Origin of the sequence: Staphylococcus kloosii (genome assembly GCF_032139365.1) — a bacterium.
In the GTDB taxonomy this organism is placed as follows: domain Bacteria; phylum Bacillota; class Bacilli; order Staphylococcales; family Staphylococcaceae; genus Staphylococcus; species Staphylococcus kloosii_A.
In genome coordinates this window covers 1-12,649 of sequence record NZ_JAVTDB010000057.1, presented here as the reverse complement: position 1 = coordinate 12,649, position 12,649 = coordinate 1, and the positions used below count along the sequence as shown (strand labels likewise).

At 32.6% G+C, this 12,649-nt stretch carries 11 protein-coding genes and 1 pseudogene; 3 read left to right on the top strand and 9 right to left on the bottom strand.

Features of this window, described 5'->3' with window-relative positions; genetic code table 11:
- Window positions 1-9 precede the first annotated feature (9 nt).
- From RPL90_RS07430 to rpsN, 4 genes and pseudogenes are all read right to left on the bottom strand, one after another.
- Window positions 10-400: pseudogene (locus RPL90_RS07430) on the bottom strand (transposase); the annotation flags it as partial.
- A gap of 348 nt (window positions 401-748) precedes the next feature.
- Window positions 749-1,771, bottom strand: coding sequence for a CAP domain-containing protein (locus RPL90_RS07425; protein WP_313547372.1), 1,023 nt, complete (start codon window positions 1,769-1,771; stop codon window positions 749-751).
- A gap of 9 nt (window positions 1,772-1,780) precedes the next feature.
- Window positions 1,781-2,758, bottom strand: a complete 978-nt coding sequence (gene guaC, locus RPL90_RS07420) for a GMP reductase (RefSeq protein WP_313547370.1) — start codon at window positions 2,756-2,758, stop codon at window positions 1,781-1,783.
- A 188-nt stretch (window positions 2,759-2,946) separates the two neighbouring features.
- The gene (gene rpsN, locus RPL90_RS07415; protein WP_313547368.1) at window positions 2,947-3,216 is read right to left on the bottom strand and encodes a 30S ribosomal protein S14; all 270 of its coding nucleotides are present in this window, start codon (window positions 3,214-3,216) and stop codon (window positions 2,947-2,949) included.
- Window positions 3,217-3,434: 218 nt separating this feature from the next.
- On the opposite strand from rpsN, the gene rpmG reads away from it, so the two are divergent.
- Window positions 3,435-3,584, top strand: coding sequence for a 50S ribosomal protein L33 (rpmG, locus tag RPL90_RS07410; RefSeq protein WP_081108185.1), 150 nt, complete (start codon window positions 3,435-3,437; stop codon window positions 3,582-3,584).
- Window positions 3,585-4,076: 492 nt separating this feature from the next.
- Here the strand turns inward: rpmG and RPL90_RS07405 are convergent, their stop codons facing one another.
- Window positions 4,077-5,564, bottom strand: coding sequence for a catalase (locus RPL90_RS07405; RefSeq protein WP_313547365.1), 1,488 nt, complete (start codon window positions 5,562-5,564; stop codon window positions 4,077-4,079).
- A gap of 207 nt (window positions 5,565-5,771) precedes the next feature.
- On the opposite strand from RPL90_RS07405, the gene RPL90_RS07400 reads away from it, so the two are divergent.
- Both RPL90_RS07400 and RPL90_RS07395 read left to right on the top strand, forming a co-directional pair.
- Complete coding sequence (locus RPL90_RS07400; RefSeq protein ID WP_313547363.1) at window positions 5,772-7,211, top strand: amino acid permease; 1,440 nt, start codon at window positions 5,772-5,774, stop codon at window positions 7,209-7,211.
- A 515-nt stretch (window positions 7,212-7,726) separates the two neighbouring features.
- Window positions 7,727-8,041: a hypothetical protein gene (locus RPL90_RS07395; RefSeq protein WP_313547361.1), complete on the top strand. Its 315-nt coding sequence runs from the start codon at window positions 7,727-7,729 to the stop codon at window positions 8,039-8,041.
- 336 nt (window positions 8,042-8,377) lie between these two features.
- Here RPL90_RS07395 and RPL90_RS07390 read toward each other — a convergent pair whose 3' ends face one another.
- Genes RPL90_RS07390 through RPL90_RS07375 form a run of 4 tightly spaced genes read right to left on the bottom strand, consistent with a single transcriptional unit; the run spans window position 8,378 to window position 12,496 of the window.
- Window positions 8,378-9,181, bottom strand: a complete 804-nt coding sequence (locus RPL90_RS07390) for a Cof-type HAD-IIB family hydrolase (protein ID WP_313547359.1) — start codon at window positions 9,179-9,181, stop codon at window positions 8,378-8,380.
- Between the two features lie 45 nt (window positions 9,182-9,226).
- On the bottom strand, window positions 9,227-10,147 hold the full coding sequence (gene thrB / locus RPL90_RS07385; protein WP_313547357.1) for a homoserine kinase: 921 nt from the start codon (window positions 10,145-10,147) through the stop codon (window positions 9,227-9,229).
- A gap of 1 nt (window position 10,148) precedes the next feature.
- Entirely contained in the window at window positions 10,149-11,210 is a 1,062-nt protein-coding gene (gene thrC / locus RPL90_RS07380) for a threonine synthase (protein WP_313547355.1), read from the bottom strand.
- 5 nt (window positions 11,211-11,215) lie between these two features.
- Window positions 11,216-12,496 (bottom strand): homoserine dehydrogenase, encoded by a 1,281-nt coding sequence (locus RPL90_RS07375; protein ID WP_313547353.1) that lies wholly within the window; start codon window positions 12,494-12,496, stop codon window positions 11,216-11,218.
- Window positions 12,497-12,649 lie beyond the last annotated feature (153 nt).

Here is a 12,649-nt window from a genome sequence, read left to right as displayed (position 1 = left end):
TCCTGTTATCTAAACAATAAAAATAAGAGCCAGGAACATAAAGTTCTTGGACAAGTGAAAAAGGCAATTTCTATTGAAAACAATATAGAAAGTGCCTTTTTTATAATTGTTTTTGATCATATGCAGCTCATTGAGCTGCTACTTTTTTTATATTAAGTGCCATTAATACAAATCCAAGTTCTCTTTTGACTTCGTTTATTCCTCGAACGAACATTCGAGTAAAACCCAAATAGCTTTCATAAATCATAAACAGGTTCTACATCAATTTTTCTTAGATTACAGATATTTTTTGTTTCCGGTTCAAAAAGCTTTTTGTTGATTTGGCCTTTAAAATATTCCAAGTGTAATTTTCCATTAATTTTTTATTTGTTTTTTAGTAGAATTTCATACATTGATTTTTACGAAAGTGCCTTTTTTTAAAGTATTTCAATGTAAAATTATATATAATTACAAAGTATTTTGGCGAGACTCTTGAGGGAACAAGATAAGCTTCAGACTATAGTCTGAAGCTGTCCTCTATGAAAGTGAGCCAACAATACGAAGTATTGTAAATAAAGAAGCCAGTAAATGAATTCATAAAAACTCATTTACTGGCTATTTCTCCGGAAACTATGTCCCAGACTCTTATTTTTTATCTAAGACGTCTTTAATTCTCTCTAATATATCGTCTTTTTTCTTTTGTTTTTTAGCTTTCATAAGCATCTCATCCTTACAAAGAAAAGATACCCCAAATAATTTTTGCTAAACATCAATTGGTATAATTTTCAGTCCAATATGGTTGTTTATTAGAATTGAACGCTACACCCACGCCAAGTTTATTGTAAGTCGGGCGCAAAATGTTTTTTCTATGACCTAGTGAATTCATTAATCCTTCATGTGCATATATACTATCAACTTGACCATAGGCTAAATTCTCTCCGGCCGCATTAAAATCGATATTGTCTGACTTAAGTCTATCGAACGGTGAGTTACCATTTAAGTCTGTATGATCAAAATAATTTTGCTTCGCCATATCTTTACTATGTTTTCGTGCAGTATTAGATATTGCGGCGTTATAAGTTAAAGTCGATAAGTTATGTTGCACACGCTCTGCATTAACAAGGTCAAAATTTTGTAGTTCGAAACTCTTTTGTAAATCGTCAGATGGAGCTCCATATTGACTCCGTAAACGATTTTCCATTTGATTACTTACCAGTAATAATGATGTTAAATTATTATCATTGTGCTTATCATAAAATGCTGTTGTATATATATTATGTTTTTTAAAGGTATCATATTCTTTATTATCAATTTGATATAGCACGTTACCTTTACGCTTTTCAGTTATTGGTTTTCCTAACCGTTGACGTACTACATTTTTAGAGGAACCATATTTTATCTGAGACTGCGATGATATTAGGTTTTGATTAGTATATAAACCATTAACTTTATTATCAATGTAACTTACCATAACAAAATCATGATAGTCTTTTGTATGATAACTATACCATTTAGTACCGTATTCGTTCGTTGTTATCCTTTGTGCTTTTCCTATTTTACTTTCAACCTGTTCTCTCGTCATATTCATTTGAATATTATTTAACGCAAATTCCTGTTTACTTGGGACTTTCAATTCATTACTAGCAGTATTGTTATTATTCGTCCAAGCATCCACTTTTGTTCTAGCTTGTTGTTGGATATGCGTCATAAAGTCAGGTTCTTTAATAGGTAAAACAATGATTAACCCTAGAAATAGAACAATATAAAATAATAGTTTTCGGATGTTTAACACCTACTAAAATTAGTCTTTATCGCCGTTGAAAATAGAATTACGTACAATTACATAATCTACTTTTCTTAATGAAGTTAAATCATTACCACCAGCGTATGAAATTGAACTTTGTAAATCTTGTTGCATTTCTACTAAAGTATCTTTTAAAGAACCTTTATGTTCTACAAACATTTTTTTACCTTCGACGTTTTTATGTTCACCTTTTTGGAATTCAGAGGCACTACCAAAATATTCTTTGTATAATTTACCTTCTAATTCAACTGTTTCACCAGGTGATTCTTCGTGTGCAGCAAATAATGAGCCTATCATTACCATAGATGCCCCGAAACGTAATGATTTTGCAATATCACCATGTGTTCTAATACCACCATCAGCAATTATGGGCTTACGCGCTGCTTTACTACAATGATTTAATGCTGATAATTGCCAACCACCAGTACCAAAACCTGTTTTAATTTTTGTAATACATACACGTCCAGGTCCAATACCAACTTTAGTAGCATCTGCACCAGCATTTTCTAGCTCACGTACACCCTCGGGCGTGCCAACATTACCTGCAATAACAAATGTATCTGGTATATATTTTTTAATATGTTTGATCATATTGATTACCGAATCAGAATGACCATGAGCTATATCAATCGTAATGTATTCTGGAATTACATTTTCTTCTTTAAGTTGTTCAACAAAGCTAAACTCACGTTCTTTAACTCCAACTGAAATTGAAGCAAATAAACCTTGTTCCTGCATTTTATTAATAAATGGAATTCGTGCTTCTTCATCAAAACGGTGCATAATATAGAAATAATCGTTTTGAGCAAACCATTTAGCTAATGACTCATTCATTACTGTTTGCATATTAGCTGGAACTACAGGCAACTTAAATGATTTTGGTCCAAATTGTATTGTAGTATCACATTCTGACCTACTATTTACTATACATTTATTAGGTATAAGCTGGATATCTTCATAATCAAAAATTTTCATAATATATAAACCCCTAACATTTTTATTAAAACAACTGTTTAATGGTAAGTTTTTCCGCAAATAATTGAACGAATCTTAGTTTTAACTTTCAAAAACAACTATTTTTACGAACAATGCATTATGCTTTCTAGTACCAATAGATAATATACATTGTTTTATATCAAATGTAAACGGACTTAAGTACGAATTTACCAACTAGATTTTTTAACGCCAGGAATTTGGCCTTTATGAGCATGTTCACGAAAAGCAATTCTAGACATTTCGAATTTTCGTAACACTCCTCTAGGTCGTCCTGTCACCTTGCAACGACGTGTTAAACGAGTTGGCGAAGCGTCTCGTGGTAATTTACGTAATGCCTCATAATCACCTTTTGCTTTCAATTCTTTGCGTAATTCATAATATTGATTAACGAGCGCTTCTCGCTTTTGCTCTTTTACTATTTTAGATTTTTTTGCCATTATTTTTTCTCCTTTCAAATCGTAATTATTACGTTTTAATGTTATCATATAATTTATATTTAGCAACTATAAACTTTCATTTGCACATTATTGTTTTGAAAATAGTTTTAATTGACTGAATGGATGTAAATTTTATAATTGATTTATTGCGCTAAACAGCAGCTTATGATAAAATCATAAATCGTAAGCATTACTAATTGAAGAAAGGGTGTTATATTTTGCGCGTAAACATAACTTTAGCTTGCACTGAATGCGGCGATCGTAACTATATAACTACGAAAAATAAACGTAATAATCCTGAAAGAATTGAAATGAAAAAATTCTGCCCTAGATTAAACAAATATACGTTACATCGCGAAACAAAGTAAGTGCTTTTATTTAGTCTTATCTTTTTTTAATACGACAATGAGCCTGAGACATAACATTCTTCAGGCTCTATTTTTATATGGTCAGTAAATGACTGAATTGAACATAGTTTATATCAACCTGCTTTCAACGCTAGCCATCTTTGCCGGGATGGGACTACAAAAACTTCTTATAAAAATAAGATTTTCCCCAGCTCCCTATGATTTTATCTAAAACAAAAACTTCTATTATATGGTAGAAAATTATATGGTAGAAAAATTGTCTGTATCAATAATATCTCTTACTAATAAAGTTTCATTTATTATAGGAAAATATTTGATGCTTAAACTCATAGTATACGCGGTATTGTATAACTATGACTTATATTCAAGATAAATACAAAACTGCAGTCATTTCAATTAGTAAATAATAAGAGAGCTAATCCACACCGGATTAACTCCCCTACTTTTAGCATGCACATTAACGTCCTCATTCACTATAAATATTAAATTTTTTTAATCAGCAACTTGTAAGTCTACGTCATTAATATCAATACCTAATGCTTTTGCTACACCTTCACCATAGTTTTCATCTGCTTTATAACAATGACGAATATGTCTATGTTGAACTTGTAATGTAGTACCTTGCATTTCATTGGCGGTATTTTCAAAAATACGCTCTTGTTGTTCTTTAGATTGCAATCTAAATAATTTACCTGGTTGCTCGAAGTAATTATCATCATCTTGTCTATAGTCATATTCATATGCTTCGCCTTCTACTTCAAGGCCAGGCTTTTTAAACTCAGGTTGGCTCTCATAAGCACCTTCACTATTTGGATAATAATGAGGACTTCCACCTTGATTATTATCAAGAATTCTCATTTGGCCATCTCTACTAAATGGACAGATATTCTCTACGCCTACACCTTTAGGCTGGTTAACAGGTATTTGCCAATGATTTACACCTAATCTATAACGTTGCGCATCCCCATAAGAGAATATACGTCCTTGTAACATCTTATCAGGAGAGAAATCTAATCCAGGAACGATGTTTGTTGGTGCGAATGCAGCTTGCTCTACGTCTTGGAAATAGTTGTCAGGATTACGATTTAATTCGAATTCTCCCACTTCAATTAAAGGATAATCTCCCTTATACCATACTTTAGTTAAATCAAATGGATTATCTTTGTGGTTACGAGCTTGTTCTTCAGTCATAACTTGAATGTACATTTTCCATTTTGGGTAATCTTTGTTTTCGATTGCTTCAAATAAATCACGTTGTGACGATTCTCTATCATGAGCAATAGTTTGAGCAGCTTCATCTGGTTGTAAGTTTTCAATGCCTTGTTGTGTTCTATGATGGAATTTAACCCACACACGTTCACCTTTATCATTATACATTGCATAAGTATGTGAACCAAAGCCATGCATATTACGGAAACCTTTTGGAATGCCTCTATCTGTCATTAGAATAGTTACTTGGTGTAACGCTTCAGGTAATGAAGTCCAGAAGTCCCAATTGTTTTGCGCACTACGCATATTTGTTCTAGGGTCTCTTTTAACCGCGTGATTTAAACTTGCGAATAATTTAGGGTCTCTAAAGAAGAAAACCGGAGTATTGTTTCCTACTAAATCCCAGTTCCCTTCATCTGTATAAAATTTCAAAGCAAATCCTCTTATATCACGTTCTGCGTCAGCAGCACCTCGCTCCCCTGCAACGGTAGAAAAACGTGCAAACATTTCTGTTTGTTTACCAACTTCAGAAAAAATACTTGCACATGTATATTTTGTTATATCATTTGTAACAGTAAAAGTACCAAATGCACCTGAGCCTTTAGCGTGCATACGTCTTTCAGGAATAACTTCCCTATCAAAATGAGCCATTTGTTCTAAGAAGTACCAATCTTGCATTAATAATGGGCCACGAGGACCTGCTGTCATCGAATTTTCTCTATCTGATACCGGAGCTCCAAAAAGACTTGTTAATTTTTTATTATTAGCCATATGTATTCCCCCTTTTCATAGATAATAATAATTATTATCTACAACTTATTTTAATCTATACCCTTTTTTAAAGCAAGGAAACAATAAAAAAATATCTGATTTTTCAGAAATGTAATTCTTTATTGCTTTAAAGTTATAAAAAATAATTGCTTATAGCCTCTAAAACCATTACAATAGTCTGTAAATAAATAAATTAGGAGACTAATTATGGCACAAAATAAATTAAGTCGAGGTCTTAGTTCAAGGCATATTTCAATGATAGCAATTGGCGGTGCAATTGGGACTGGCCTTTTTGTAGCAACGGGAAGTGTCGTCTCTCAAGCTGGTCCTGGTGGCGCTATACTTGCTTATTTAATTATAGGGATAATGTTATATTTCTTAATGTCATCTATCGGTGAATTAGCTACTATATATCCTGTCTCAGGATCTTTTAGCGCATATTCAGCACGTTTTATTGATAGTTCATTAGGATTTACAGTTGGGTGGTTATATTGGGTCATTTGGGTAATGGTTGCTAGCGTTGATATCATCATTGCTTCAAGTGTTTTAAGCTATTGGGAAGTTTTTCACTTTTTCTCATCAGTAACGTGGAGCCTTATCTTTTTAGTAATTTTATTTTTGCTTAACATATTTTCTGTTAAGGCTTTTGGAGAAGCAGAATTTTGGTTATCACTTATAAAAGTACTAACGATTATTATCTTTATCATTGTTGGAGTGTTAACAATTGCAGGTATTTTAGGTGGTAAAACATATGGTATATCTAACTATTCTGTTGGCGAGGCACCCTTTGTCGGCGGCATTTCAGGATTTTTAGGCGTACTATTAATAGCAGGATTCTCTGTAGGTGGTACGGAGGTTGTTGCAGTAACAGCAGGAGAATCCGATAATCCACATCGCTCTATGCCTAAAGCAATCAAACAAGTTTTTTGGAGAATATTATTATTCTACGTTTTATCAATAGCTGTGATTGCAGCGATTATTCCTTATACAGATCCTCTATTGTTAAATAAGAGTGAGTCTGCCAATCAGAGTCCCTTCACAATAGTGTTCGACCGTGTTGGTATAGCATTTGCTGCTTCGGTAATTAACGCTGTAATATTAACGTCATTGTTATCAGCAGCTAACTCAGGGCTATATACTTCAAGCCGTATGTTATTCGCAATGGGACAAGATAAGCAAGCACCTAAATTTTTATCAAGTCTAAATAAAGGTACAAAATTACCTGTACCTGCTATATTAACAACATTTGTTATTGTTTTTGCGATTATTATGCTAGCTCAAATACAATCTAATATTGTCTTTACGCTACTCAATATTATTGGTTCCTTAGTTATTTTCGTTTGGGGCTCTAGTATTTTAGCTCAAGTCAGACTAAGGAAAGCAATTAAAAAACAAAATAAAGACCCAGATGAAGTATTACCTTACAAAGCTCCATTTTATCCTGTGGGTCCAATTATTGTCATAGTAGCATTACTATTCTTATTCTTAGGTAATACCATTGGCGCGTTACTATCTAGTGATATTGCAAGTTTATTAAGAAATATCATCCCAGTCGTAGTATTAGTTGGTGTTTACCTAGTTCATAAGTTTATGTTTAAAACTAAAGTCGTTAAATTAGAAAACATTGATTTATCAAATAAATATTAAAGCTTTTATAAGCGCTTGGGCCATAAAGTGCTTGGACAAGTAAAAAAAGCAATTGCTATTGAACTGACATAGCAATTGCCTTTTTTATTATTGTTTTGAATATAGTTAGTGCGTTACTTTACTGATTTTTTATATTAAGTACCATTTATACAAAGCCAAGTGTTCTTCTCACTTTATTTATACTTCAAACTGACATTTGGGTAAAACTCAAAATAACCTTTTTTTAAGTATTTGAATGTGTCATTACATATACATTGCGACGTATTATGGCAAGACGTTTGAGAAAGCAGGGCAAGCTGTAGACTATGTCCTATAAGAAAGAAAGCAAGCTAACAATATGGCGTATTGAATAAAAAAGAAACATTCAGATGAATTAAATTAAATCATTTAAGTGCCATTTTTAGAATTTATGTCCAAGCGCTGATTTAACGTCAATTTAATTTTATATTATTTTAAGTTACCCTAATATATAGTATAATAAAATTAATTATATAGGTATTATGAGGTGGAAAATTATGGTTGGGCAAACAAATTTATTTGATGATGTTATGAAACCAGAAGAACGTTTTGTTATCGTAGTTCAAGCATTAGAAAACTTAGATAATAAATTGATTAAACGCACTTTAAGAGAATATAGCAGTCTAACTCACGATCAAATGGAAAGCTTATTTGAACACTTAAAAGATTTATTTTTAGAAGAGTCTTTTACAGAAAATCAATCTGCCTTTTCTATTACTATCTATACCAACTTAGATTATGCCGCGGACCAAGTATATGCGCACGTTAAAAGACATAGAGGCAAACATGAATGGACACATACAGCAAAATAATTTAAATAGTCTTCGTCAATTTATATTGAACTAAATGGGAATTGACTTTTTAATTTTTATGCAATTTATAGCTTAAGGATTATAGAGTTTCGTTTATAAAATACAAAATGGCTAAATGACGTGACTATGACTTTATTATTTAGAAGATGATTATTGTTGAACTAAACAAAGTATTTAAAAATTATTTGTTTAGTGCTAATGTTGGAGCAATAGTAGAAATACTAATCTACAGACGCTAACCCCCTCTATACATTCACTTCAAAATTTATAACATAAAGAGCTAATCCATAGTGGATTAGCTCTTTATGTTGATTATAGTTAGCATACACTTGTTATTTATAATAACTCTTTCAAGGCATAGGGAATACCATTTTCGGCATTACTTAATGTTACTTCATCTGCAATAGATTTCACTTGATCATTGGCATTATCCATCGCATATGAACGCCCTACTATTTTAAGCATTGAAATGTCATTAGGACTGTCACCAAAAGCTACAACTTGAGATAGCTCAATATTCAATTTTTCACACAATAAAGTGACTGCATTACCTTTAGACACACCCGTTGCCATAAACTCAAGAAAATAAGGTTTACTTGTAGTAACATCTATATCTTCATTAAAATAGCCATTTAACGAGTCTAATGCATTAACAATATTAGGTACATAGTCTACACCCATGACTTTTGGCACATCTTCTTGAATATATGTTTTAATGTCATCAACTTTTTGCATTGGTAAACCCGTTAATTCGGATTCAATATTCATATATTCATGTTCACCTTCATAAATGATATGACCATCTTTATAAGTTAAGACGAAAAACTCATTTCTGCGACAATAATCTACTATTAAATCAAAGTTTTCTTTAGATACTGGTCTATTCACTTCTACTTCTTCAGATGCAACATTTATTGTTTTGCCACCATTATAACTAATGACGTGACTTTGATATTTGTCTAAATTTAGTAAACGTGCAGTAGGTAACATTCCTTCTGTCGGTCTACCAGAAGCTAAGACAACTTTATAGCCCTCTTCTTGAATACGAATTAAGTAATCTTTCGTCTCTTCACTTACTTCATTCTCATGATTCATTAGCGTATCGTCCATATCCATAACTACTAATTTATAATTTCCCATTTGGTTATTGCTCCTTTCACTTTCTTAACACTATCTTACACTACTTTAATGTTTTTGGTATACCTCTTCAGCAATAACCCCGGATTCATTAATAGATAACAATTCTGACTTACAGTTTTCAAATTGTTTTTTTAATGTTCTAACTAGTTGTCCACTTTTATCACGACTAATTAATGTCATAATTGTAGGCCCAGCACCACTAATAACGGTTGCATATGCATGATGGGTTTTAGCTATAGCTTTAACTGCTTCAAATTCAGGGATTAAAAATTGTCTAAACGGTTCATGAAAGCCATCTTGTTCCATCATTTTCCCGGCTAACTCGTAGTTGTGTTGAATTAATGCACTAATCATCGTATTACTGATTGCACTATTTTGTACTGCTTTTTTATAAGAAAATGTATCAGGTAGCACATTCCTAGAATCTTCGGTTTTTAATTTATAAGGAGGAATCGTTACAATAACATCTACTTTAGGTGTGTCTATGTAAGAAACCTCCGTTACGTTAGTGTCGGCATTATAATATCCTAATACTAAGCCACCATATATTGTAGGTGCTACATTATCTGGATGCCCCTCAAATTCTGTAGCTAATTGCAATAATTCATATTTAGATAATTCAATATCACCAAAGTAGTTCGCTATGTATAATGCACCTACTAGCGCAGATGCAGACGATCCTAGGCCTCTTGCTAATGGAATTTCACTTCTCATTTCAACGTCTAAATTAGGTAACGTCACATCATATTTACTAGCCACTTGCTGTGCGATTTGATAAATATAATGTGTTTCATCCGTTGGTAATTCATCGACATTAGGCCCAATATGATGAAATCGCCATTGTGATTGATTATTTACTTTAACTTCTAAATATAAAAATTTATTTAGCGCCATACCGATAGAGTCAAAACCGACACCTAAATTAGCTGTAGATGCCGGGACTTTTAAAGTTAAAACATGTTCCATATTAAAGTGCTCCTTTAATATAGTTCAATATGCTTTCTCTATCATTTGGTAGTGGTTGAATTGGATCATCCAATAATGAAATAGCAGTATCTGGATCTTTTAAACCATTACCAGTTAACACAGCTACCACTTTTTTACCTTTAGGCAATTTATTGGCTCTATGCAATTTAATCAATCCAGCGATTGAAGCATTACTTGCTGGCTCACTAAAAATACCCTCTTTTGTTGTCATTAATTTATACGCCTCTAAAATCTCTTTATCTGTAACACTATCGATAAGACCATTCGATTCATCAATGGCATTTGTTGCTTTATCCCAACTTGCTGGGTTACCAATACGAATAGCAGTCGCTACAGTGTCTGGATTTTTAACGACTTTATTTTGAACGATTGGAGATGCACCTTCCGCTTGGAAACCGTACATATTAGGCAACTGTGTACCTAATTGATCATGAAATTCTTTGAATCCTTTCCAATAAGCAGTAATGTTACCAGCGTTACCTACAGGAATAGCCAAAATATCTGGAGCTGCATCATCTAATTGATGTACCACTTCGAAAGCGCCTGTTTTTTGTCCTTCGATTCTATATGGATTGACCGAATTTACGAGTTCAATGTCACCATTTTCAGCTACTTCTTTAACAATTTCTAATGCCTCATCGAAATTACCTTCGATTGAAACGATTTCTGCACCATACATCACAGCTTGTGATAATTTACCTAAAGCAATTTTCCCTTCAGGAATAACGACGATAGCTTTTAACCCCGCTCTAGCAGCATAGGCTGCTGCTGAGGCAGAAGTATTACCAGTAGAAGCACAAATCACAATTTTTTTGCCTTCTTCTTTTGCTTTAGTCATTGCCATGACCATACCTCTATCTTTAAATGAACCAGTAGGATTTGCACCTTCATATTTAACATATAAATCAATGTCTAACATTTTTGATAAGTTTTCACAATATACAAGTGGTGTTTGTCCCTCGTTTAATGTGATTTTGGGAGTATTTTCATTTACTGGTAAATATGAATTAAACTCTTCTACTAAACCTTGCCATCTTTTCATAATAATTAAACTCCTTCTACTGGGTATACTTTATTAACATCAAATCCTGCATTAGCTATTAATTGTTCAGGTGATTGATCAATGCCTAATATTACGACACTTGCTGTATCGTCAGTTCTGTGCTGAACTTCTAAACTTTTATGTAGCGGTAGCGCTTGTTTAATATCAGCTTCAAGTTTATTCAAATCCTGATTATTTGAATTGATTACTAGATAGAAATTGGATTTTTCTTTTATTGTGACAGTATCTTCATCGTCCATCATTTCTTTCGTTTCATCAGTTTTTAATTCGAAATGAGGAGGTAATGTGTGTAAATCATATTCAAATTGTAATGCAACATTTAACAAATCACTAACTACTGCACTACCAGTTGCTAAACTACCTGCACCTTTACCATAGAACATCGTTTCGCCAACTGCGTCACCAATTACATAAATCGCATTATATTCGTCTTCTACAGCCGATAATTGATGTGCTTTACTAATTAAAGTAGGTGCTACAGAAGCATTAACTTTACCCTGTTCATAAGTACCTTTACCAACTAGTTTAATTTTGTAACCTAAGTCATCAGCAACTTGAATATCTTCTAACGTCACGTCACTAATACCTTTACGTTTAACGTCGGTCAAGTTAATAACTTGGTTGAATGATAAATAAGACGTGATAACAACTTTTCTTGCAGCATCAATACCTTCAACGTCATCTGTAGGATCAGCTTCAGCAAATCCTAAACGTTGCGCTTCATCTAATGCATCTTTAAAAGAAGTTTGTTCGCGCGTCATTTTACTTAGTATAAAGTTAGACGTACCATTTAAAATCCCCATAAATTTACTAATATTGTTGGCATTTAATCCATTATTAATAGCGTTGACGATTGGAATACCGCCAGCTACACTAGCTTCATATTTTAGAGCAACACTATTACTTTGTGCTAAATCTTCTAAAACATTTAAATGCACTGCAAGTAAATCTTTATTAGCAGTGATAACATGTTTCTTTTGACTTAACGCACGCTTCAACCAATCAACTGTTGGTTCAATGCCCCCCATAACTTCTAATACTATATCAATTGAATCATCTTCTAAAATGTCATTTACATCTTCAGTCAAATGATACTTACTAACGTTAAGCGGTCTTTTCTTAGAAATATCATTGACTAAAATATGCTTGATATTGATTTCCTTGTTAATTGTTTCGATAATTTGTTGCCTATTCTCTTCAATAATTTTTACAACACCTGATCCTACAGTACCTAGACCAAGTAATGCTACGTTCAATTCCTTCATAATTTCATTCCTCCGTTGTTCTTCCATAAAATACAATTGTACACTTGAAAAATACTAGAATATGATATAGTATAAATTCATTCCCAAAATTTGTAAAGTTTGCTAGTTTTGAATTATATTAATATCCTATCATTGTTGATAACAAAACTAAAC

Coding starts and splice junctions, on each gene's coding strand:
- guaC (WP_313547370.1), bottom strand. CDS start 2,758: ATGAAAATTTTTGATTATGAAGATATCCAGCTTATACCTAATAAATGT.
- rpsN (WP_313547368.1), bottom strand. CDS start 3,216: ATGGCAAAAAAATCTAAAATAGTAAAAGAGCAAAAGCGAGAAGCGCTC.
- RPL90_RS07405 (WP_313547365.1), bottom strand. CDS start 5,564: ATGGCTAATAATAAAAAATTAACAAGTCTTTTTGGAGCTCCGGTATCA.
- RPL90_RS07400 (WP_313547363.1), top strand. CDS start 5,772: ATGGCACAAAATAAATTAAGTCGAGGTCTTAGTTCAAGGCATATTTCA.
- RPL90_RS07395 (WP_313547361.1), top strand. CDS start 7,727: ATGGTTGGGCAAACAAATTTATTTGATGATGTTATGAAACCAGAAGAA.
- RPL90_RS07390 (WP_313547359.1), bottom strand. CDS start 9,181: ATGGGAAATTATAAATTAGTAGTTATGGATATGGACGATACGCTAATG.
- thrB (WP_313547357.1), bottom strand. CDS start 10,147: ATGGAACATGTTTTAACTTTAAAAGTCCCGGCATCTACAGCTAATTTA.
- thrC (WP_313547355.1), bottom strand. CDS start 11,210: ATGAAAAGATGGCAAGGTTTAGTAGAAGAGTTTAATTCATATTTACCA.
- RPL90_RS07375 (WP_313547353.1), bottom strand. CDS start 12,496: ATGAAGGAATTGAACGTAGCATTACTTGGTCTAGGTACTGTAGGATCA.